Origin of the sequence: Pseudomonas sp. UFMG81, assembly GCF_015354575.1 — a bacterium.
GTDB lineage: Bacteria > Pseudomonadota > Gammaproteobacteria > Pseudomonadales > Pseudomonadaceae > Aquipseudomonas.
In genome coordinates, this window is the sequence record NZ_JACAFQ010000017.1 from 23421 (window position 1) to 44670 (window position 21250).

19 protein-coding genes are annotated in these 21250 nt (G+C 65.8%); 3 read left to right on the forward strand and 16 right to left on the reverse strand.

Going from position 1 to position 21250, the window contains the following annotated elements:
- Window positions 1–17: 17 nt before the first annotated feature.
- The 16 genes from IX761_RS14865 to IX761_RS14940 all read right to left on the reverse strand — a co-directional run bounded on the left by IX761_RS14865 (window position 18) and on the right by IX761_RS14940 (window position 16658).
- Window positions 18–476, reverse strand: a complete 459-nt coding sequence (locus tag IX761_RS14865; protein ID WP_194790327.1) for a MaoC family dehydratase — start codon at window positions 474–476, stop codon at window positions 18–20.
- A 2-nt stretch (window positions 477–478) separates the two neighbouring features.
- A complete protein-coding gene (locus tag IX761_RS14870) occupies window positions 479–1261 on the reverse strand; it encodes an SDR family oxidoreductase (protein ID WP_194790328.1) in 783 nt (260 codons plus the stop codon).
- 15 nt (window positions 1262–1276) lie between these two features.
- Window positions 1277–2467: an acyl-CoA dehydrogenase family protein gene (locus IX761_RS14875; protein ID WP_194790329.1), complete on the reverse strand. Its 1191-nt coding sequence runs from the start codon at window positions 2465–2467 to the stop codon at window positions 1277–1279.
- A 135-nt stretch (window positions 2468–2602) separates the two neighbouring features.
- Entirely contained in the window at window positions 2603–3751 is a 1149-nt protein-coding gene (locus IX761_RS14880) for an acyl-CoA dehydrogenase family protein (protein WP_194790330.1), read from the reverse strand.
- Window positions 3752–4008: 257 nt separating this feature from the next.
- Window positions 4009–4884, reverse strand: coding sequence for an SDR family oxidoreductase (locus IX761_RS14885; protein WP_194790331.1), 876 nt, complete (start codon window positions 4882–4884; stop codon window positions 4009–4011).
- A gap of 15 nt (window positions 4885–4899) precedes the next feature.
- A complete protein-coding gene (locus IX761_RS14890) occupies window positions 4900–6048 on the reverse strand; it encodes an acetyl-CoA C-acetyltransferase (protein ID WP_194790332.1) in 1149 nt (382 codons plus the stop codon).
- A 134-nt stretch (window positions 6049–6182) separates the two neighbouring features.
- On the reverse strand, window positions 6183–7238 hold the full coding sequence (locus tag IX761_RS14895) for an acyl-CoA dehydrogenase family protein (protein ID WP_194790333.1): 1056 nt from the start codon (window positions 7236–7238) through the stop codon (window positions 6183–6185).
- A 9-nt stretch (window positions 7239–7247) separates the two neighbouring features.
- Window positions 7248–8414, reverse strand: a complete 1167-nt coding sequence (locus tag IX761_RS14900) for an acyl-CoA dehydrogenase family protein (RefSeq protein ID WP_194790334.1) — start codon at window positions 8412–8414, stop codon at window positions 7248–7250.
- An 11-nt stretch (window positions 8415–8425) separates the two neighbouring features.
- Window positions 8426–9181: an enoyl-CoA hydratase family protein gene (locus IX761_RS14905; protein WP_194790335.1), complete on the reverse strand. Its 756-nt coding sequence runs from the start codon at window positions 9179–9181 to the stop codon at window positions 8426–8428.
- A gap of 12 nt (window positions 9182–9193) precedes the next feature.
- On the reverse strand, window positions 9194–10261 hold the full coding sequence (locus IX761_RS14910; protein WP_194790336.1) for an NAD(P)H-dependent flavin oxidoreductase: 1068 nt from the start codon (window positions 10259–10261) through the stop codon (window positions 9194–9196).
- A 2-nt stretch (window positions 10262–10263) separates the two neighbouring features.
- Window positions 10264–11136: an enoyl-CoA hydratase gene (locus IX761_RS14915; protein WP_194790337.1), complete on the reverse strand. Its 873-nt coding sequence runs from the start codon at window positions 11134–11136 to the stop codon at window positions 10264–10266.
- Between the two features lie 152 nt (window positions 11137–11288).
- Window positions 11289–12083 (reverse strand): CoA-transferase subunit beta, encoded by a 795-nt coding sequence (locus IX761_RS14920; RefSeq protein ID WP_194790338.1) that lies wholly within the window; start codon window positions 12081–12083, stop codon window positions 11289–11291.
- Between the two features lie 11 nt (window positions 12084–12094).
- Window positions 12095–12976 carry a CoA transferase subunit A gene (locus tag IX761_RS14925; protein ID WP_194790339.1) on the reverse strand — a complete coding sequence of 294 codons (882 nt, stop codon included), beginning with the start codon at window positions 12974–12976 and terminating at the stop codon, window positions 12095–12097.
- Window positions 12977–12987: 11 nt separating this feature from the next.
- Complete coding sequence (locus IX761_RS14930; protein WP_194790340.1) at window positions 12988–13884, reverse strand: VOC family protein; 897 nt, start codon at window positions 13882–13884, stop codon at window positions 12988–12990.
- Window positions 13885–14228: 344 nt separating this feature from the next.
- Window positions 14229–15353: an LLM class flavin-dependent oxidoreductase gene (locus IX761_RS14935; protein ID WP_194790341.1), complete on the reverse strand. Its 1125-nt coding sequence runs from the start codon at window positions 15351–15353 to the stop codon at window positions 14229–14231.
- 123 nt (window positions 15354–15476) lie between these two features.
- Window positions 15477–16658 (reverse strand): acyl-CoA dehydrogenase family protein, encoded by a 1182-nt coding sequence (locus IX761_RS14940; protein ID WP_194790342.1) that lies wholly within the window; start codon window positions 16656–16658, stop codon window positions 15477–15479.
- Window positions 16659–17373: 715 nt separating this feature from the next.
- Here IX761_RS14940 and IX761_RS14945 point away from each other — a divergent pair.
- The 3 genes from IX761_RS14945 to IX761_RS14955 all read left to right on the forward strand — a co-directional run bounded on the left by IX761_RS14945 (window position 17374) and on the right by IX761_RS14955 (window position 21240).
- Entirely contained in the window at window positions 17374–17931 is a 558-nt protein-coding gene (locus IX761_RS14945; protein ID WP_194790343.1) for a fimbrial protein, read from the forward strand.
- A gap of 62 nt (window positions 17932–17993) precedes the next feature.
- Window positions 17994–18743 (forward strand): molecular chaperone, encoded by a 750-nt coding sequence (locus IX761_RS14950; protein WP_228533574.1) that lies wholly within the window; start codon window positions 17994–17996, stop codon window positions 18741–18743.
- Between the two features lie 37 nt (window positions 18744–18780).
- Window positions 18781–21240, forward strand: coding sequence for a fimbria/pilus outer membrane usher protein (locus tag IX761_RS14955; RefSeq protein WP_194790344.1), 2460 nt, complete (start codon window positions 18781–18783; stop codon window positions 21238–21240).
- The last annotated feature ends 10 nt before the right edge of the window (window positions 21241–21250 follow it).

Genomic DNA, 21250 nt, shown 5'->3' on the forward strand with positions numbered 1-21250 from the left:
ACTCCTTGAGCGGCGTATCACGCCGGGTAGTAACGGCTGAGGGTGTCGACCACGCACGCAGGGCGCGCCTGGCCTTCGATGTCCACGGTCACGCGGATCTGCGCCTGCACGGCGTCGCCCACTGCCTCGGTCGCCACCAGCACCGCGCTGCCGCGCACCCGCGCGCCCACCCGCAGCACCGACGGGAAGCGCACCCGCTCGCAGCCGTAGTTGACGCCCATGGCGATGCCGCGCACCTCGATGATCTGTGGCAGGAACAGGTTGACCAGCGCCAGGCTCAGGTAGCCGTGGGCGATGCAGGCGCCGAACGGCCCCTGGGCCGCACGCACAGGGTCGACGTGAATCCATTGATGGTCACCACTGGCCTCGGCGAACAGGTCGATACGCGCCTGGTCCACCTGCAACCAGTCGCTCTCGCCCAGCGCCTGCCCCACCGCCGCATGCAGCGCCTGGGGCGTGTCGAAAATGCGTGGCATGTTCAGGCCCTCTGGCTGGAGACCGACAGCACTTCGCCGGTCATGTACGAGCTGTAGTCACTGGCCAGGAACATCATCACGTTGGCCACCTCCCAAACCTCGGCGGCACGGCCGAACGCCTCGTTCGCGGCCAGCCGTTCGAGCACCGCCTGGGGCGCCGAACGCGAGAGGAAATCGTGCAGGGCAATGCTCGGGCTCACCGCGTTGATGCGGATGCCGTGCTCGGCCGCCTCCACCGCCGCGCAGCGGGTCAGGGCCATGACCCCGGCCTTGGCCGCGGCATAGTGGGCCTGCTGCTTCTGCGCCCGCCAACCGAGCACCGAGGCGTTGTTGACGATCACCCCGGCGCGGCGCTGCATCATGTGCGGGAGCATGGCGCGGGTCATGCGCATGGTGCCGGTGAGGGTCACGTCCAGCACCCGCTGCCATTCCTCGTCGGGCATCTCCACCAAGGCCCGCGAACCACCCAGCCCGGCGTTGTTGATCAGCACATCGACCCCGCCCAGCACCTGCTCGGCGGCGGCCACCAGCGCGCGCACCTCGCTTTCGTCGGTGACGTTGCACAGCTGCCCATGCACGCTCTCAAGCCCGGTGGCCTCACGAATGCGCGCCACCGCATCGAACAGCCGGCCTTCGTGGATATCGCTGAGCATCAGGGCCCGGCAGCCCTCCTCGGCGGCGCGCTGGGCGGCGGAAAAGCCGATACCGGAACCAGCCGCGGCGGTGATCAGCACCGACTTGCCGCGCAGCAGGCCGTGGCCGGGAACATAAGGGGGAACGGACATGCAAGGACTCCTCGGTCAGGAACGCACACGCGGCTCCCGGGGCATGCCCAGGGCGCGTTCGGCGATGATGTTGCGTTGGATTTCGTTGCTGCCGCCGTACAGGGTGTCGGCGCGGCTGAACAGGTACAGCGACTGCAAACGGCCGAGCTGGTAGGGCGTGCCCTCGAGCAGTTCGGCCTGGGGGCCGAGCACGTCCATGGCCAGCTTGCCGAGGTTGGCGTGCCAGGTGGACCAGCACAGCTTGTAGATGCTCGCCTCGCGGCGCAGGCTGCCGTCCTGCGGCCCGGACAGCATGCGCAGCGAGTTGTAGCGCAGGATGCGCAGGCCGCACCAGGCCTCGGCCAGGCGCTGGCGCAGCTGCGGGTCGCGGTCGGCGCCGTTGCGCCGGGCACAGGCGATCACCTCGTCCAGCTCGTTCTGGAACTGCATCTGCTGGCCCAGGGTGGACACGCCCCGCTCGAAACCGAGCAAGGCCATGGCGATCTTCCAGCCCTCGCCCGGCTGGCCGACGATGTTGGCCGCCTCGGTGCGGGCATCGTCGAAGAACACCTCGTTGAACTCCGAGGTGCCGGTCAGTTGCTCGATCGGCCGCACACTGACCCCTGGCTGGTCCATTGGCACCAGCAGGAACGACAGGCCATGGTGGCCGATGCTGCCCGGCTCGGTGCGGGCCAGCACGAAGCACCAGTCCGATTCATGGGCCAGCGAGGTCCAGACCTTCTGGCCGTTGATCCGCCAGTCGCCGTTGGCGGCCTGGGCGGCGCGGGTCTTCACCGCCGCCAGGTCGGAGCCTGCGCCCGGCTCCGAATAGCCCTGGCACCAGAACGTGGTGCCCGCGCGGATGCCCGGCAGGAAGCGCTGCTTTTGTTCCTCGCTGCCAAAGGCGGCGATGGTCGGCCCGGCCAGGCCTTCGCCGATATGGCCCATGCGCCCGGGGCCGCCGGCGCGGGCGTATTCCTCGTGGAAGATCACCTGCTGGCTGATGGACAGGCCACGGCCACCGTGCTCGCGTGCCCAGCCCACGCAGGTCCAGCCGCCCTCGGCGAGCTTGCGCTCCCAAGCCTTGCGCGCCTCGGGGAACATGTGTTCGTCACCGGGCCCACCGCGAAAGCGCAGGGCCTCGAATTCGCCTTGCAGGTTGGCGGCCAGCCAGGCGCTGACTTCCTGGCGGAAGCGCTCGTCCTGCTCACTGAAACGGATCTTCATGGTTGCTCCTTGGCCCTCGACACCCAAACTGTCTGGTACAAAAAATGATTCCTGAGTTCGTGGGAGCGGGCTTGCCCCGCGATAGCGTCGGTGAGGCCGATGCCGCATTCGCGGGGCAAGCCCGCTCCCACAAGGTCAGGCAATGATTCGGTCGGCGATCTGGCGCAGGTGCCAGGCGGGGGCGCCGAGGTAGCTTTCGCTGGCCCGGGCGCGCTTGAAATACAGGTGCGGGTCGTACTCCCAGGTGAAGCCGACCCCGCCGTGCAGCTGGATCGCCTCCGCCGCGCAGTGGAAATAGGTGTGCGAGCACTGCGACTTGGCCAGCGCCGCCGCCAGCGGCAACTCCTCGGCCACCTGCCGGTCGCCGGCCTCGTCGAGCACTTCCTGGGCCACGCAGGCCGCGTAGTAGCTGGCGGAGCGGGCGCATTCGACCTGCAGCATCATGTCCGCCGCGCGGTGCTTGAGGGCCTGGAACGTCGCCAACGGGCGGCCGAACTGCTGGCGCTCCTGCAAGTAGGCCACGCTCAGGTCCAGCGCCTGCTGGGCGCCGCCCACCTGCTCGGCGGCCAGGCCCACGCAGGCCAGGCGCAGCACGTCCTGCAACACCGGCCAGGCCTTGCCGGCCTCGCCCAGCAGGGCCTCGGGCCCCACGTACACGCGCTCAAGGCTGACCTTGCCCAGGCGTCGGGTCTGGTCCATGGTCGGTTGCCACTGGCGGGTCAGGCCTTGCTGCCCGGCCTCGACCAGGAACAGGCTGATGCCCTCGGCTACGCGCGCGGCGATCACCAGCAGCTGTGCACTGTGGCCGTCGACTACCTGGCCGTACTCACCCTCCAGCACATAGCCCTCGCCCTCGGGCGTTGCGGTCACGCCAACACCCTCGGCCAGCCAACCGCCGCCGTCACCCCAGGCCAGGGTGGCGCTCAGCTCGCCCGTGGCGATGGCCGGCAGCCAACGTTGTTTCTGCACCTCGTTGCCCGCCAGCAGCAAGGCCGGGGTGGCCAGGCAGGCAGTGGCGAAGAACGGCGAGCAGAACAGCCGGCGGCCCATCTGCTCCAGCAGGATGGCCAGTTCGACAAAGCCCAGGCCGAGGCCGCCGTAGGCTTCGGGAATGTGGATGGCTGGCCAGCACAGCTCGCTGCACACGCGCTGCCAGAGCGCGGCGTCGTAGCCCAGCTCGCTGGCCATGGCCACGCGCACGGCGGCGCAGTCGCTGACATCGGCGAGGAAGCCCTCGGCCGATTCACGGATCATTTCCTGCTCGTCGGTGAATGCAAAGTCCATCGCGGCGTCTTCTACTCGTCTGGCTCAGATGGTGACGAGTGTGGCCGGATGGCTGGGGCGCAGAATCGGCCGATCGGACTAGGTGTGGGAGCGGGCTTGCCCCGCGATCACCGGCTTTGCCGGTGCCCTGCACAGCGGTGCTGCAATCGCGGGGCAAGCCCGCTCCCACAAAAGCCTTGGGCAAAGGTCAGACAAACAAAAAAACCGCGCCACCCTGGCATGTGGCACGGTTCGCCAAGCAGGCAAAAAACGTGATCTCAGGTGCCGTAGACCTTCTGCGCCGGCACCGCGCATTGCAGCAGCCCGGCCACCGCCGCGCCCACCTCGGCCACTGCCCAGCGGCCCTGGTTGTCGACCTGCGGGCCACGGCGCCAGCCGTCGGCGATGGACAGCTTGCCGCCCTCCACCTCGAACAGCTGCCCAGTAACCCCGGCCGAGGCCGTCGAGCCCAGCCACACCACCAGCGGCGCGACGTTCTCCGGAGCGAAGTGGTCGAAGCCCTGCTCCGGGCGCTTCATCACCTCGGCGAACACCTGCTCGGTCATGCCGGTGCGCGCCGCCGGGGCCAGGGCGTTGACGGTGATGCCGTAGCGCGCCAGCTCTGCCGCCTGCACCAGGGTCAGGGCAGCGATGCCGCCCTTGGCCGCCGCATAGTTGGACTGGCCGATCGAGCCTTGCAGGCCGGCACCGGAGCTGGTGTTGATGATCCGCGCATCGACCTTCACACCCTGCTTGCCCAGCTCACGCCAGTGGCGCACGGCATGGCTGGCCAGGCAGAAATGCCCCTTCAGGTGCACCGCCACCACCGCGTCCCAGTCCGCCTCGGTGAGGCTGGCGAACATGCGGTCGCGGCAGATGCCGGCATTGTTCACCAGCACATCGACGCCGCCAAAGGCCTCCAGGGCCGCAGCCAGGATCAGCCCGGCATCGCGGTAGTCGGTGATGTCGTTGCTGTTGGCCTGGGCCTGCCCGCCCGCGTCACGGATCTGCGCGGCCACGCTTTCGGCGGCTTCGCGGTTGATGTCATTGACCAGCACCCGGGCGCCCTCGGCGGCGAAGGCCAGGGCGTAGGCGCGCCCCAGGCCGCCGCCGGCACCGGTGATGATCACGCTTCGATTGTCGCAACTGCGCATGGTGTTCTCCTGCGCCTACAGGCGCTCGATGATGGTCACGTTGGCCTGGCCGCCGCCTTCGCACATGGTTTGCAGGCCGTAGCGCCCGCCGCTGCGCTCCAGCTCGTGGAGCAGGCTGCACATCAACCGGGTGCCGGTGGCGCCCAGCGGGTGGCCGAGGGCGATGGCGCCGCCGTTGACGTTGGTCTGGGCGTGGGGGTAGCCGGTCTCCTGGAGCCAGGCCATGGCCACCGAGGCGAAGGCTTCGTTGATCTCTACCCGGTCGATGTCTTCCAGGCGCATGCCGGCCCGCTGCAGGGCGTAGGCGGTGGCCGGGATCGGTGCGGTGAGCATCCACACCGGGTCGTCGGCGCGCACGCTCAGGTGGTGGATGCGCGCCCGGGGCCTCAAGCCGTAGCGCTTGAGCGCCGCCTCGGACACGATCAGCAGCGCGCTGGCGGCGTCGCAGGTCTGGCTCGACACTCCGGCGGTGACCCGGTCGCAGCCGAACAGGGTGTCCAGCCCGGCCATCTGCTCCAGGCTGGTGTGGCGCGGCGTCTCGTCGCGCAGCACGCCGGCCAGCGGCACGATCTCGCGGTCGAAGCGGCCCTGCTCGATGGCGTGAAGGGCGCGCCGGTGCGACTCCAGGGCGTAGGCCTCCAGGGCCTCGCGGCTGAGCTGCCAGCGCTCGGCGATCATCTGCGCGGCGCGGAACTGGGTCGGTGCGTTCGCGCCATAGCGGCGCACCCAGCCTTCGGAGCCGGTGAACGGGTCGCTGAAGCCCAATGGCTCGGCGGCGGTCATGGCCGAGGAGATGGGGATCTGGGTCATGGTCTGCACGCCCCCGGCGACGACCACGTCCTGGGTGCCACTCATCACCGCCTGGGCGGCGAAGTGCACCGCCTGCTGCGACGAACCGCACTGGCGGTCGACAGTGGTGCCGGGCACCGCCTGGCTGAGCCCGGCGGCGAGCCAGGCGGTGCGGGCGATGTCGCCGGCCAACGGGCCGATGGTGTCGACGCAGCCGAAGATCACGTCGTCGTAGTCGAGGTCGGGGATCGGGTTGCGCTCGACCAGGGCGCGCAGCACATGGGCGCCCAGGTCGGCGGCGTGCACCTGGGCCAGGCCGCCCTTGCGCCGCCCGGTGGGGGTGCGCAGGGCATCGACGATGTAGGCTTGGGGCATGTTCGGGTTCCTGTTCAGGTTGTAGGGAGGAACACTGTGGGAGCCGGCTTGCCGGCGATCACCGGCGCAGCCGGTGCCCTCCACCGCGGCGTCTGCATCGCCGGCAAGCCAGCTCCCACAGGGGACAGTTCGCCTCAGAAGGTGGTACCGGCACCGATGGCGCGTTGTTGCTCGAACAGCGCCTCGCGCACGCGCCCCTTGTGCAGGGCGGCATCGCCCCAGGCCTTGTCCAACGCCCAGGCGCGCTTGGCGAACAGCTGCAGGTCGACCTCCCAGGTGTACCCCATCGCACCGTGGGTCTGGATCGCGTTGCGCGCGGCCAGCAGCGCCGCCTCGGCGCTGGCCAGGCGCGCATGGGACACCGCCAGCGCCTGCCCCGCCTCGCCGTGGGCCGCGGCGTGGGCTGCGCGGTACAGCGGGCCCTTGGCGAACTCGATGCGCACTGCGGCATCAGCCATCAGGTGCTTGATCGCCTGGAACGAACCGATTGGCTTGCCGAACTGCTTGCGCTCGGCGCTGTAGTCCACGGCCAGGTCGACCATGCGCTTGGCCAGGCCGAGCAGTTGCGCGGCGCAGCCCAGGGCGCCGTGCTCGAAGGCCTGCGCCAGCAGTTGACGGGCCTGCTCGCCACGGGCCACGCAGGTGGCCTCGGTGGGCGTCCACCGCACCTGGAACAGTTGCCGGCTCGGGTCCAGCGACGGGTTGCGCACCAGCTCCACAGCCGCGCGCGGCACGGCGTGCAGGGCATCGTCGTGGCTGAGCAACAGCAGGTCGGCGACATGGGCATCGGCCACCAGTGGGTTGCCCGGCTCGCACACCGCCACCCGCGCCTGCCCGGCGGCCACGCGCCCCAGCCAGTCGTGCTTGAGCGCTTCGTGGCTGGCATCCAGTCCGGCCAGCAGCGGCACCGCCACCAGCATAGTGTCCACCAGGGGCTCGGGCAGCCCGGCATAGCCACACTCCTGGGCCAGCAAAACAAAGTCCAGTGCACCCAGGCCCAGGCCACCGTAGGCCTCGGGCACGGTCAGGGCAGTCAGGCCCAGCTCCGCCAGTTGCGCCCACAGCGGGTCGCAGCGGCCGCTGTCGGTCTGCCACAGCGCGCGGATGCGCTCGGGGGTCACTTCATTGAGCAGAAAGCCGCGCACGTTGTCCTGGAAGAGCAGTTGGTCGCTGTTGAAACTGAAGTCCATGGTCCCTCCTCAGGCCCGCGGCATGCCAAGCATGCGTTCGGCGATGATGTTGCGCTGGATCTCGTTGGTGCCGGCGTAGATCGGCCCGGCCTGGGCGAACAGGAAGCCATCCAGCCACTGGCCGACCTCGCCGGCCGCTGGGGCCTCGGGCAACAGCTCGGCGCGCGCGCCGAGGATGCTCATGGCCGTCTCGTGCAGGCGCAGGTCCAGCTCGGACCAGAAGATCTTGTTGGTCGACGATTCCGGGCCGATGCGCCCACCCTTCACCAGCTTGGAGGCGGTCATGTAGGTGGCCTGGGTGTAGGCCTCGGCCTCCAGCCAGGCGCGCATCACCGCCTCGCCGATGGCCGGGTCGCGGTCGGCCGTGGCGCGGTTGTCCAGGTACAGCCGCACCAGGCGCCGCGCGGTTTCCTGGAAGCGTGCAGGCGAGCGCAGCATCAGCCCGCGCTCGAAGCCTGCGGTGGACATCGCCACGTGCCAGCCCATGCCCTCGCCGCCCAGCACGTTGTCCACCGGCACCCGCACATCGTCGAAGAAGATCTCGGCGAAGCCCGGCAGGCCGTTGAGCTGCTCGATGGGGCGCACGGTGATGCCCGGTGTATCCAACGGCACCAGGATGAAGGTCAAGCCATGGTGGCGCTGCGAGCCGGGGTCGGTGCGGAAGATGCCGAACACCCAGTCGGCCCACACCGCACGGGTCGACCAGGTCTTCTGGCCGTTGATCACGTAGTGGTCGCCATCACGCTCGGCGCGGGAGCGGATTGCCGCCATGTCGGAGCCGGCGCCCGGCTCCGACCAGCCCTGAGCCCAGATGTCCTGGCCGGTGGCCATGCGCGGCAGGAAGCGCGCCTTTTGCGCCTCGCTGCCGTACTCCATCAGGGTGGGGCCGAGCAGGAAGATGCCGTTCTGGTTGACCCGTGCCGGCGCACCGGCGCGGTAGTACTCCTCTTCGAAGATCAGCCACTCGATCAGGTCGCAGCCACGCCCGCCCAGATGGGTGGGCCAGGTGACCATGCCCCAGCGCCCGTCATTGAGCCGCGCTTCCCAGGCGCGGTGGGCGGCGAAGCCGGCCTCGGTGTCGAACGAGGGCAGCGGCTGGGCCGGCACGTTGGCCGTGAGCCAGGCCCGCGCTTCGGCGCGCAGGGCCTGCTGGGCAGCGGTGTAGGTCAGGTCCATGTTCGCCCTCCTCAGCCGTTGAACTGCGCGTTGCGGTTTTCGACGAACGCGTCGCGGGCTTCCTGGGAGTCCTGGCTGCGGTAGGCTTCGAGGGTGAAGCCCTGTTCCCAGCGGTACTTGTCTTCCAGGTTGCCGTCCTCGATGCCGTTGAGCGCCTCCTTGGCCAGGCGGATCATCGCCGAGCTCTTGGCGGCGATGGCCGCGGCGATACCCAGCGCCGTCTCGCGCAGCTGCTCACGGGGCACCACCCGCTCCACGGCGCCCAGGCGATAGGCCTCGGCGGCGTCGATCATCTCGCCGGTGAAGTACAGGTGACGCACCTTCTGCACCGGGAACAGGCGCTGCAGGTGGGCACCGCCGCCCATGGCGCCACGGTCCACCTCGGGCACGCCAAAGCGCGCGCAGTCGCTGGCGACGATGATGTCGGCGGCGCCGCAGATACCAATGCCACCGCCCAGCACGAAGCCGTGCACGGCGACGATCACCGGCAGCGGGTTGCGGTGCACAGCCTTGAAGGTGTCGTAGTTGCCTTTGTTCACCGCGACGATCAGGTTGGCGTCGGCGGCCAGTTCCTTGATGTCGACGCCGGCGCAGAAGCCGCGGCCTTCGGCGCGGATGACGATGACCCGCACCTGCGGATCGCGGCCCAGGGCCTCCAGGCTTGCGGCAATGGCGGCCCAGCCCTGGCGGTTGAAGGCATTGACCGGGGGATGGTTGAAGACCATCTCGGCGATGCCGTTGTCGATGCTGACATTGAACGCTTGCATTGCGATTCCCCCTTACGAAATTCGGCGGCACAGCGCGCCCAGGTGCCGTTCGGCGTCCTGGACGATCTGCGCGATCAGTTCGGCGCAGCCGGGCAGGCTGTCGATGCTCGCGGCCACTTGCCCGGCCGGCAGCACGCCTTGGGCGGGCAGGCCCTCGACCATGGCCTTCTGGATCACCATGGGCGCATTGGCGGCCATCAGGCTCTGGGCGGCGCTCAACTCGCCGTCGCGGCGCATCTTCAGGGCGCTGCCCAGCAACTGGCCCAGGCCCAGCCCGGTATGGCGGCGGTAGGCCAGGCCACTGCGCGCGGCCAGCAGCCAGCGGCGCAGGGCGCCCCCGGTCTCCAGTGCATCGAGCAACTCGTTGCGGATCATGCGTTGCGGCATGCCGTCGATGGCGCGGCTGACGATCACCTGTGCCGGGTCGTTCACTGCCAGGTAGCGCGCCAGGGTGGCCGCGGGCACCGGGCTGTCGGCGCTCATCAAGAAGCGCGTGCCCATGGCGATGCCATCGGCACCCTGGGCCAGGGCGCTGGCCAGGCCACGGCCATCCTTGTAGCCACCGGCCGCCACCACGGGCACCTGCACCGCGTCCAGCACCTGGCCCAGCAGCAGCGCCGTGGGCACCGCGCCGGTGTGGCCACCGCCCTCGCCGCCCTGCACGGTGACCACGTCGGCGCCCATTTCCACGGCCTTGCAGGCGTGCTTGAGGGCGCCCACGGTGGGCATGCACACCACCCCGGCGCCCTTGAGCCGGGCGATCATCTGCTTGCCCGGCGAGCGGCTGTAGCTGACCGCGCGCACCTGGTGCTTGAGCACCAGCTCGACGATCTCGGCGGCGTTGGCCTGGTACATGTGGAAGTTGACCCCGAACGGCTGCGCGGTGAGGCGCCGTGTTTCAACGATGGCCGCCTCCATGTGCCGGGGCTCGATGGTGGCCCCGGCCAAAAAGCCGAAACCGCCGGCATTGCAGGTGGCGGCCACCAGGCGCGGGTCGGCGACCCAGCCCATGGCGGTCTGGATGATCGGGTAGCGGCAACCGAGCAGTTCGGTCAGGCGGGTTGACAGGGACACGGCCATACCTACGCCCTCCCCGCATCGCGCTGGGCGCTGGCCATGCTGCGGGCGTCGTGCCCACCCAGGCGGTCACCGGACACCAGCTCGTTGTGGGCATGGGCGAAATGGTGCAGGCCGAACACCATGTCCATGGTGGCGCGCTTGCCCATCAGGTCCTCGGCGTTGTTCAGCGCCTGCTTGCTCAGTTGCAGGCCCAGGCGCGGCATCTGGGCAATCTGCGCAGCCATGGCCAGGGTTTCCTGTTCCAGTTGCTCGCGTGGCACCACGCGGTTGAGCATGCCCATCTGGTAGGCTCGCGCCGCGGGCATGGGGCCGCCGAGAAAGAGGAATTCCTTGGCGATGCGCGGGTTGAGCTCGTGGGCGTGGGCGAAGTACTCCACCCCCGGGATACCCATGCGCACCACCGGGTCGCGGAACCAGGCATCGTCGCTGGCGACGATCAGGTCGCACACCCAGGCCAGCATCAGGCCGCCGGCGATGCAGGCGCCCTGGACCATGGCGATGGTCGGCTTGGGCATTTCGCGCCAGCGCCGGCACATGCCCAGGTACACCTCCTGCTCGCGGGCATAGAGGAACTCCGCGCCCGGCTTGTCGACATGGTCGTACCACAGGCTGACACGCTCGAAGCTCTGGTCGACATCGCGCCCCGGCGTGCCGATGTCGTGGCCGGCACTGAAGTGCTTGCCGGCGCCGCGCAGGACGATGACCTTGACCGCGTCGTCGGCGCAGGCGCGGGCGAAGGCGGCGTCCAGGGCGTAGGTCATGCGCGAGTTCTGCGCGTTGTGGTAGGCGGGGCGATTCATGGTCACCAGGGCCACCGCGTCGCGCACTTCGTACAGCACCACCTCTTCGGTTACTTCGTTGTGTTGCTCGTTCATCGCTGTGACTCCGGATAGAGGTGTCAGGCCAACTCGCCTGGCTTGCAAAAAACCTGTGGGAGCGGGCTTGCCCCGCGATAGCGCCGGTGAAGCCAACATCGCATTCGCGGGGCATGCCCGCTCCCACAGGAAAGATGATTGGCTGGGCGGGTTCAGCGTTGGCCCGGCGGGTTGTCCTTCAATTGGCTGGCGCGCAGGTTGTGCGGGTCCAACTGCTGGATCAGGCGCAACTGCGCCTCGCTCGGCGCTGCGGTAACCGGCACCTGCTCGGCGGCATGCAGCGCAAAACCGGTGTTGTCGCGCACCTCGTCCAGGCTCACCCCCGGGTGCAGCGAACGCACCCGCGCCTGGTGCCCGGGGCCGAGGAAATCCAGCACGCACAGGTCGCTGACGATCAGCCGGATATCGATGTCCTCCAGCGACCAGCCCCGGGCCAGGCGCGCCGGGTTGTAGCCCACCGAGGCGACCATGTCGCACTCGCCCTCGACGAACACCCGGCGGTTGTGGCTGGGCACGTAGAACGAGTTGGCGTGGCTGATGGAGTTGCCCGGCAGGCCGCGTACGCCGAGCATCTGCGCCTTGGGCCTGGCGTAGTCGTCGCCGATGCAGGAGATGTTGGCCTGGCCGAAGCGGTCGACCTGGATTGGCCCGATCATGGCGTGGCGCCGACCGCCCCAGACGTTGTCGAAAATCCGCGAGAAGCCCATCCAGCTGTCGCGCTTGGGTTCATAGCCGTTGCGCGCACCGAGCGGCACCGGTTCGGCGACCATGTAGGCTTCGGAGTCGGTCATCAGCAACTGCGGGTTGAGGTCGAGCATGCACAGTGAGGCCGCCAGGCGCGGGATCACGCCGATGCCGGTGGCCAGCACTTCGCCGTCGTGGCGCCAGGCTTCGGCGGCGGCGCAGATCATCAGTTCGGCGAGGCTGTAGGGGGATGCGGTGGTCATGGTGTCCTCGCTTAGAAAACCGGCAGGGGCAGCGCGCGAATGGCCGCCAGGCCACCGCAGCGCTCCAGGTACTGGTCGTGGGTGCAGGCCACGTACTGCTCGACGTAGGCCTGCCAGCCCTCCTCGCTCTGCGCCGAGGCGGCGTAGGCCTTGAAGTGCGGCACATCGAAACCGTGCAGCGGCGCACAGGACGACGGGTGCGCACCGCCCGGCACGTGGGCCACCGCCGTGGTCAGGTTGCGCTCCCAGAACACCTGGTGGGCGCGGACCGGGTCGGCATGCAGCCAGTCGCTGTCGACCAGCTCGTCGCAGGTGACGTAGGTGTTGCGCGCGGCGCGCACGAACAGGTCGTCCATGTAGTGGTCGGGGCCGGCGATCTGGCACACGCCGCGGGCGTCGGCACGGTCCACGTGGATCAAGGCCGCATCGAGCTTGAGCGCCGGCATGGCCACCCAGTCGCGGTCGTCGCCGTAGGGCGAGGCGACCAGCTTGATGTCGGGGTTGTGGCGCAGCACGTCGGTGCCCAGGCCCACCGCGGTGGGAATGAACGGCACGTGCATGGCCGCTGCGCGCAAGCCCAGCAGCAGCATGCCTTCGTCGATTTCCATCACCTCGATGGCCCCGGCCTGGCGCGCCTTGCGAAAGTGCGGCTCGAGGGGGATGAAATCGAGGGAGACGAAGGCGAACACCAGCTTCTTCACCTTGCCGGCGGCGCACAGCAGGCCGACATCGGCGCCACCGTAGGCGACGATGGTCAGGTCCTTGAGGTCCGAGCGCAGGATTTCGCGCACCAGCGCCATGGGCTTGCGCCGCGGGCCCCAGCCACCGATGCCGAGGGTCATGCCGTCGCGCAGCTGGGCGACCATCTGCGCGGTGGTCATCTGTTTGTCCATGGTGGCGGTCCTCATTGGCGGCCAACGCTGAAGTCGTGGCCCCAGTGGCTGACCACTGTGCTTTCGAACGGGGTGTGGCGGCTCCAGTCGACCACCAGGCCGTCGCAGCCGTATTCCAGGTCGAAGCCGGCCGGGGTGCGCATGTAGAAGGAGATCATCTGGTCATTGGTGTGCTGGCCCAGGGTGGCGGTGAGCTTGACGCCATGGGTGTGCAGGCGGTCCAGGGCGCGGCCGACCTCGTCCAGGCCATCGACCTCGACCATCAGGTGCACGCAGCCGCTGGGCACCGGGCACTCGAAGATCGCCAGGGAGTGGTGGCGGCCGTTGTTGCAATGCAGGAAGTGGATGCGTTTTTCCGGCTCGGCCGGGTCGGGGGTGAAGCGCACCTTCATCAGGTCGGACAGGCCGAAGCCCATCACCTGTTCGTAGAAGTCGCGGCAGCGTTCGAAGGTCGGCGCGGGCAGCACCACGTGGCCCATGCCCAGTTCATCGCTGACGAAGCCGCGCACGCCCACTGGCGAAACGAAGCGGGCGAAGTCCTGGCGCGGGCCCCAGTACAGCTCGTGGCAGTTGCCGTCGGGGTCGGCGAAGCTGGCCAAGGCCTGCACCTGGCGCTGGGCGGCCAGCTCGACGCTGCCCTGCTCCACCGCCACGCCGGCGGCGCGCAGCTCGGCCAGGGCCTGGTCGAAGGCGGCCTGGCCGGCCACCTCCCAACCGCAGGCGCCGAAGCCGTCCTGGGTGTCCTGCTGCACCAGCAGGCGGTAGGGGCGCGCGTCCATCTTCAGCAACAGCTGGCTGGCGGCGGCGTCCTCGACCACCATCATGCCCAGCACTTGGCTGGCGTAGTGGCGCCATTGCTGCAGGTCGGTGGAACGCACAGTGACGTAGCCCAGGCCACGGATATCCATGTGCCGTCTCCTCATGTTGTTGTGGTGGTCGTATTCAAGCCAGTTGGTGGGGTGGCAGCATCGTCCGATGGGACTAGCGCCTGTGGGAGCTGGCTTGCCAGCGATGCAGCCACCGCGGTGCATGGCACCGGCAGTGCCGGTGATCGCCGGCAAGCCGGCTCCCACGCCTTGCGCGGTCTCTGTAGGAGCGGCCTTGCCGGGGCGCCGGACCGGCCGGAAAGGGCCGCAGAGCGGCCCCGGCGATCTTGGGCGTACTCGAGATCCTGGGGGCGCTGCGAACCCCTTTCGCGGCACAAGGCCGCTCCTACAGGCAACCGGCATAAGCCAGTTGCTCCCACGAGACCTCACTGCTGCTTGCGGAAGTGCGGGATCACCTTCTCGCCGATGTTGCGCAGGGTCTCCAGCTGCGCCCACTGCGGCACGGTGCCCATCTGGCAGATGAACAGGATCTCGTCGGCGCCGGCGTCGATCAGGCGCTGCACGTAGCCAATGCAGTCCTCCACTGTGCCGTAGGCGTGGTTGGGGTTCATCATCGCCATGGTCGGGTCGGAGAAATCGACGCTGACCTCTTCGGAGGCGAAGCGCGACTTGATCACCGCCTGGCCGTTGCCATCGACGTAGGTGTCATCCTTCCACTGCTCCGGGTCCGGGCGCTCGCCGCCGCCGTACCAGTAGCCCAGCGACTCCATGAAGTAGCGCTGGCCGCGGATGCCGATGCGCCGCGCGGCCTCGTTGTCGTCCAGCACGATGGCCGGGCACAGCGCGGCGATGTGGCGGTTGGGGCGGAAGCCCACCTGGTTGTGCGCGTCACGGTTGTCGAAAGCCTGGTGGTACACCTCGACCTTCTTGGCGATCTCTTCCGGGCCACCGAAGCCCAGCACCAGCGCGCCCATGCCCCGGCCACCGGCGTTCTTCAGCGATTCGGTGTTGGTGCAGGCCAGGTACATCGGCGGGTGCGGGTCCTGGTAGGGCTTGGGGTGGATCGGCCGCTTGGGGATCTTGACGAAGTCGCCGTGGTGCTCGATCTCGTCCTGCACGAACATCTTCGGGATCAGGTACATCGCTTCGTCGATCTGCGGCTGCAGGGTGGCCAGGTCGTAGCCGAAGGTGCCGGCCTCCTGCTGGGTGCCGCCCTTGCCCACACCGAAGTGCACGCGGCCCTTGGACAGCAGGTCGAGGGTGGCGATGCGCTCGGCCACCTTGACCGGGTGGTTCATCGCCGGTGGCAGGCACACCACGCCGTGGCCGATGCCGATGCGCTCGGTCTTGCCGGCAACGAAGGCCAGCATGGTTTCCGGTGCCGACATGTGCGAGTAGTTGGTCAGCGCGGTGTGCTCCACGCACCAGAAGGTGTCGAAGCCCAGCTGGTCGGCCAGTACCGCCTGCTCGACGGTGTCGTCGAAGACCTTGCGGTCGCCCTCGCGGCTGGCATCGAGGGTCTGGGCTTCATAGATCAGCGAGAATTTCATGTGCGTTCCTTGTTGTTGCGGGGACGGTGGCCGGCAGTGCCGGCCTTGGTCACATCGTCGGGTATCACCGGGGCGGCCGAATCGTGCAAATGGACTAGCCGATTTCGGTGAGCGCGCAGGCCGTCAGAGGAAGAAGTCGGTGCTGTCCTGGCCCATGCTCACGCCGCCCAGGTTCCAGGCGTACTTGGCCGGGTTGTTGGCGACGTGGGCACGGCCGGTGTGGATGTCGCGGAAGGCACGGTTGATGGGGTGCTCGCGGAAGATGGTGGCGGCGCCGCTGTTGAACATAAGCTCCGCCACCGCCTTGGCGCAGCGGTCGGCCACCAGCGCCGAGTCGTAGCGCATCTTCACCCGCCCCTGCATGTCCAGCGGGGTGCCGGCCTGGGCGCTGTCGAGCATCAGTTCGAAGTTGCGCAGCAGCACCGTGCGGCAGTCGTCGGCGCAAACCATGGCATTGGCCAGGGCGCCCTGGGCGGCCGGGTCCTGGAGCATCTTGCGCCCATCATTGACCGCCACCCGCGTGCGGTTATGGGCGATGAACTGGTCCACCGCGCCCTGCAAGGCACCGATGGCGGCGGACGACACCGCGCGCACGAAGATCTGCCCGAACGGCAGGCGGTACAGCGGCGCGCTGTTCACGTCGTTGCCCGGGCTCTGCTGCATGAAGCCATCGGCGGCGCGGTGGGTGCGGTACTCGGGCACGAAGGCGCCTTCCACCAGCACGTCGTGGGAGCCGGTGGCTTCCAGGCCCATCACCTCCCAGTTGTCGAGGATCTGGTAGTCGCTGCGCGGTACCAGGAAGGTGCGGTAGTCCGGCGCCCCGCCCGGCTGCTCGGGTGGCACCAGGGCCCCGAGGAACGCCCACTGGCAATGGCGGCTGCCCGAGGAGAAACCCCAGCGGCCGCTGAGGCGGAAACCGCCGTCGACCCGCTCGACCTTGCCCACCGGCATGTAGGAGGACGAGATCAGCACACTGCTGTCCTGGCCCCACACATCCTGCGCGGCGCGGTCGTCGAACAGCGCCAGCTGCCAGTTGTGGATGGCCACCACGCCCAGCACCCAGGCCGACGACATGCAGCCTTCGGCGAGGGTCATCTGTACGTCGAAGAAGTCTTTGGGCTCCAGCTCCAGGCCCTGCCAGCGGGCGGGCTGGAGGATGCGGAAGAAGCCGGCCTCGTGGAAGTCGGCCAGGGTTTCTTCGGGCAGGCGCCCCTGGCGCGCGGCATCGCTTGCGCGCTCGCGCAGGATCGGTACCAGCTCGCGGGCGCGGGTGCGCAGTTGGTGGCGTATGAGGTCCTGGGTCATCTTGTTGTTCTCCTCGGGTCGTCCCGGGTGCCGGGGCGTGAGGGGCATTGCAACAAGGGGGTGCGGGGTTGGCATCCCTCAAATGGACCATGTGGTTTTCGCAGCAGTTGAATTTGTGGGGCGGCGGTAGCGTCCACGCAGAAACCGCGTCGTACAAACAAGGCGTACGGCCGCGGCGGCGCTGGCATAACTGGCCCGAAACAGATGTGGGAGCCGGCTTGCCGGCGAAGCGCCGCGCGGGCGGCGCTCGATCTTGAGAGCGCTGCATATCTGTCGGCATGCACTTGGTGGCCCTCATGCGATCCCAAGACAGGCGCCTGGGCGCCATACCGTTGGCTTTGGGAATCAGAATGGCGCTGTGCCCTGTGGCTGTCTGCCTGAATATTGGGTGAGGGCCGCTAAAGCATTCACCCGGGTTTTGCTCACACAGTCGATATACCGCCCATACAAACTAATGAACCGCAAGATTAAAGCCGTCACTTCACGCACCAACAGTGCCACCAAACTTACTTATAAGCTGCAAAGCCTGATCAAATTTTAATTTCTTGATCATGCACCCTCTCGCTCTTAAACGAGCAGCCTCATAAATCTTGGCTGGATTCAAGAGCTATCTCAGCAAAAACCAAGACCCCTCTTATCGTTTCCAATTTCTTGCACCTGTAGTCTTTGCGGCGCCTTTTTGGCAATCGTCCAACACGAAACAGGAATAAAACTTATGAGACACATCAGGTCAGCAATGGTTATCGCAACATGTTCTATTGCTGCTCAGGCCATGGCAGCAGATGGTGAAATTAACTTCACAGGCTCTGTGACGGCTAACACCTGTTCAGTGAATGTGGGTGATCTCAATGGGGGCGCTGGCCCTAACGTATCGCTGGGCAATGTGCCTGCTCAGTCGCTGAAGAAAGTGGGTGATATCGCAGGCGCAGCCTCCTTTGCCTTGACTCTCACCGCGCCGACAGTGACAGAGGGCGAAGACAACTGCGTACTGACCGGCAAGACCGCGACGGTACGCTTCCTCAGCATGAACGGAGCGGCAGGCCCCAACGGTGAATGGTTGGCGCTTGAGGGTGCAGGTGGCGCAGGTGTGGCAAAGAACGTAGCCGTCCAGATTCGGGACGCCAAGGGCATGGATGTACAACTGGGTCGCGCGTCTAGCGAATACGCAGACTTGACTCAACCTATGCGCTTCACCGCGAACTATATCGCCACCGGCGAAGCCACCCCAGGTAGCGCCAACGCCAAGGCCTCCTTCAGCGTCGACTACAAGTAAGCGAACCCAGAGGGGCGATGGTAGTAATCACGGTCGCCCCAACTTGTTCCAGGTTAATGTATATGAGCATTTTTCTTCGAAAGCGCCAGGCGCTTTCCTTTAAGCGCCGGCTTGTTTATGCGGCACTCATGGTCTTCTGGCAGACGCAAGAAGCGTCTGCCGGGATCATGCTCAACGGCACGCGAATTATCCTTGGCGCTAATGACCGCAGCACATCGGCAATTGTGTCAAATCCGAGTAAAAGTGATTTCGCGGTGCAGGCATGGGTCAATGATGCAAAAGACGACAAAGACCAACTCAGCCCATTCATAGCGATGCCAGCACTATTCAAGGTTCGCGCGGGCGAAGAGCAAGTCGTGCGGATCATCAAGACGCCGGGGAAACTGCCAGAAGATCGGGAGTCGGTGTTTTACTTCAACGCTCAGGAAATTCCTGCGCTGGATGAAAAAACAAGCAACTCGCTGAAGGTGTCTGTACGCACACGTGTAAAGCTTTTTTATCGGCCAGCAAATTTGCAGGGCAGCGCTGAGGATGCCCCAAAAAAACTCTCATGGAAACTACTCGAGCAGCCGGCAGGCAGTGTTCTGCGGGTAACCAATTCCAGTGATTATTTTATTACCTTTATCGGTATCCAGTTGATGGATGGTGGCCCACCAATCGAACTGCAGGATGTTGACATGGTCCCTCCCAAGTCGAGCGTGGACTACACGCTCAAACGTAAGGTGAAGTCCACGACGGCAAGCGTCGAGTACTCGACCATCAACGATTTTGGTGGCTACAGTGCCCCGTTAAAATCCAGCGTCTCGTTCTAGGTCGGCTTATCAAAACTAAGGTTTTTTTGAGGTTGGGATGTGTGTCTTCCAAAGAGTCTTGGTGGGCTGTTTTGCAGGATCGTTTGTACTGGTTAGCGTAAAAAGCACCCCTGTTGTTGCCGCTCAATTCGATACAGGCTTCGTCGCAGATTTTGGTGGCGCTGACGCATTGAAAAGCGATCTTGAATCCATGCTTCATGAGCAAGACGTCGGGCCGGGTCATTACTTGGTGGGAGTCAATATTAACCGCGACTTCTTTGGCCAGCGTGAAATCAACTTTGTTCGTCGGGGTCAGCATCTGAGTGCTTGCCTGTCGACCGCATTGGTTTCAGAAATGGGGATCAGGCTACCCGCTCAAGACTCTGAAGTTGATGAACAATGCCTGGACCTAAAGGCGCTGATTGAAGGTTCAACGGTGCACTTCGACAGTCGAAAACTCGAACTGGACATCACTGTCCCCCAGATTTACATGGGGCGAGATGCCCGGGGTTATGTGTCACCCGAAGAATGGGACCGTGGCATCAATGCAGGCTTCATAAACTACCAATTCTCGGGCTCGCAGAGCAAGAACCAGAAGCAAAATGCACAAAACTACAATGTGTACCTTAATGGCGGACTAAACCTGGGTGACTGGCAGTTTCGCTCCAGTTCGTCTTATCGCAAGGACGGTACGTGGGAGAGTGCTGCCACTTATGTGCAGAGGGACCTGCCTGGGACCATGGGCAATCTGACTTTAGGGGAAAGTGTGACGCCAGGTGGTACTTTCCAGAGCGTACCTTTTCGTGGACTGCAACTGGCTTCAGACACGCAAATGCTTCCTGACTCGCTTCAAGGCTATGCGCCTGTAATTCACGGCGTGGCCCAGACTCAGGCACGTGTCGAGGTGCGACAGCACGGGTATTCCTTATACAGCACCTTCGTCTCCCCGGGCCCGTTCGAGATTCGTGACCTCAACGCAGCCTCGGGTAGCGGGGACCTTGAGGTAATTATTACTGAGGCGGATGGCACTGAACGGCGGTTTATCCAACCCTATGCAACCCTCGGCAATTTGTTGCGCGACGGCACGTGGAGCTACAGCGCCACCGTCGGCCAGTATCATGAACCTGCCGCGCGAGTTGAACAGCCAATTTTCACCCAAGTGTCCATGGCTTACGGCATGCCCAATGATTATACGTTGTCATTGGGCACACTCATCTCAGATAGCTATCGCGCTTATCAAGTGGGTGTGGGTAAAGGGCTTGGGGTGTTGGGTGCATTGTCGTTGGACGTAACCCAAGCCGTAACCGATACGCGCGAACTGTCTGTGAGCGGCCAGAGCTATGGCTTGCGTTACGGTAAGGCGTTCGCTACCGGCACCAACCTGCGTTTTGCCGGTTACCGTTACTCGACACCGGGTTACCGGGACTTCAGCGAGGTGGTTGGCCTACGTACATGGGGCAGCGATTTCGATGAGTCAGTAGACTATTCGCGCGTCAGTCGTCGAAGCCGACTGGAAGCCAACATTTCTCAATCGTTCGCTAGCAGCACCTCACTGTATCTGAATCTGTCACAGCAGGATTACTGGAATTCTTCCCGGCAACAGCGCCAGTTGCAGTTCGGCATTAGTGGTCAGGTTCAGCGCGTCAACCTTGCCCTGTATGCCAGTAAAAGCTTAAGCGCTGACGACAATGAGGGTTTGCAACTTGGTTTAACCTTGAGCTTTCCGCTGGGCCGACAAAACAGCAGCGTCAGCCTGGAACGAAACGCCGACGGGTCCAACGCTCAGCGCCTGGGTTTGAGCGGCTTGGCCGGGGACTATAACAACCTCAATTACAACCTGGATATGCAGCGCAGTGAGGGCTCGCCCAATACGGGGTCAGCCTCTATTGGTTATCGCGCTCCGTGGGCCAACGTGAATGCCGGCTTGAGTAGCAGCAGTGATTACAAGACCGCGAATATCGGCATCTCCGGCTCCGTGCTGGCCCATGCTGGAGGGGTATTGGTGGGCCAGAGTTTGGGTGAAACAATGGCGCTTGTAGAGATTAAAGACACGCCCAACGTTGGCGTCACCAATGCCCCTGGCACCTATACCAACGCACAGGGTTACAGTTTGGTGCCCTATGTTCAGCCCTATAGGCGCAACCGCATCAGCCTAGACACCAAAAGATTAGATAGCAACACCGACATCGATAGCGGAGTGACGATGGTGACGCCCCGACGAGGAGCAGTAGTGGCAGCTCGCTTTAATGTGAAACGCACTGAAAAAGTGTTGGTCACTATCGCCACGACGCGTGGCCCAGTGGTGCCCTTCGGGGCTGCCGTACTGGACACCGCCGGCCAGAAAATCAACGCCGTAGGGCCAATGGGGCAGGTATTGCTAGCCGTCGGTGAGAGTCGTGATTTCCGTGTGGTTTGGGGGCCAGCAGAAGATCAGCAATGCGCCATTACCTTGGACCTTAACCAGACTCATGAAGAGGAAGGGTTCAAGATGGCGAATGCACGCTGTGCGTTTCTGTAGTCACACAGGT

What these genes read in the sequence shown, in the direction of transcription:
- IX761_RS14900 (WP_194790334.1), bottom strand. Translation starts at nt 8,414, where the DNA reads ATGGACCTGACCTACACCGCTGCCCAGCAGGCCCTGCGCGCCGAAGCG.
- IX761_RS14875 (WP_194790329.1), bottom strand. Translation starts at nt 2,467, where the DNA reads ATGAAGATCCGTTTCAGTGAGCAGGACGAGCGCTTCCGCCAGGAAGTC.
- IX761_RS14945 (WP_194790343.1), top strand. Translation starts at nt 17,374, where the DNA reads ATGAGACACATCAGGTCAGCAATGGTTATCGCAACATGTTCTATTGCT.
- IX761_RS14880 (WP_194790330.1), bottom strand. Translation starts at nt 3,751, where the DNA reads ATGGACTTTGCATTCACCGACGAGCAGGAAATGATCCGTGAATCGGCC.
- IX761_RS14890 (WP_194790332.1), bottom strand. Translation starts at nt 6,048, where the DNA reads ATGCCCCAAGCCTACATCGTCGATGCCCTGCGCACCCCCACCGGGCGG.
- IX761_RS14925 (WP_194790339.1), bottom strand. Translation starts at nt 12,976, where the DNA reads ATGGACAAACAGATGACCACCGCGCAGATGGTCGCCCAGCTGCGCGAC.
- IX761_RS14865 (WP_194790327.1), bottom strand. Translation starts at nt 476, where the DNA reads ATGCCACGCATTTTCGACACGCCCCAGGCGCTGCATGCGGCGGTGGGG.
- IX761_RS14940 (WP_194790342.1), bottom strand. Translation starts at nt 16,658, where the DNA reads ATGACCCAGGACCTCATACGCCACCAACTGCGCACCCGCGCCCGCGAG.
- IX761_RS14920 (WP_194790338.1), bottom strand. Translation starts at nt 12,083, where the DNA reads ATGACCACCGCATCCCCCTACAGCCTCGCCGAACTGATGATCTGCGCC.
- IX761_RS14895 (WP_194790333.1), bottom strand. Translation starts at nt 7,238, where the DNA reads ATGGACTTCAGTTTCAACAGCGACCAACTGCTCTTCCAGGACAACGTG.
- IX761_RS14870 (WP_194790328.1), bottom strand. Translation starts at nt 1,261, where the DNA reads ATGTCCGTTCCCCCTTATGTTCCCGGCCACGGCCTGCTGCGCGGCAAG.
- IX761_RS14955 (WP_194790344.1), top strand. Translation starts at nt 18,781, where the DNA reads ATGTGTGTCTTCCAAAGAGTCTTGGTGGGCTGTTTTGCAGGATCGTTT.
- IX761_RS14905 (WP_194790335.1), bottom strand. Translation starts at nt 9,181, where the DNA reads ATGCAAGCGTTCAATGTCAGCATCGACAACGGCATCGCCGAGATGGTC.
- IX761_RS14885 (WP_194790331.1), bottom strand. Translation starts at nt 4,884, where the DNA reads ATGCGCAGTTGCGACAATCGAAGCGTGATCATCACCGGTGCCGGCGGC.
- IX761_RS14910 (WP_194790336.1), bottom strand. Translation starts at nt 10,261, where the DNA reads ATGGCCGTGTCCCTGTCAACCCGCCTGACCGAACTGCTCGGTTGCCGC.
- IX761_RS14950 (WP_228533574.1), top strand. Translation starts at nt 17,994, where the DNA reads ATGAGCATTTTTCTTCGAAAGCGCCAGGCGCTTTCCTTTAAGCGCCGG.
- IX761_RS14915 (WP_194790337.1), bottom strand. Translation starts at nt 11,136, where the DNA reads ATGAACGAGCAACACAACGAAGTAACCGAAGAGGTGGTGCTGTACGAA.
- IX761_RS14930 (WP_194790340.1), bottom strand. Translation starts at nt 13,884, where the DNA reads ATGGATATCCGTGGCCTGGGCTACGTCACTGTGCGTTCCACCGACCTG.
- IX761_RS14935 (WP_194790341.1), bottom strand. Translation starts at nt 15,353, where the DNA reads ATGAAATTCTCGCTGATCTATGAAGCCCAGACCCTCGATGCCAGCCGC.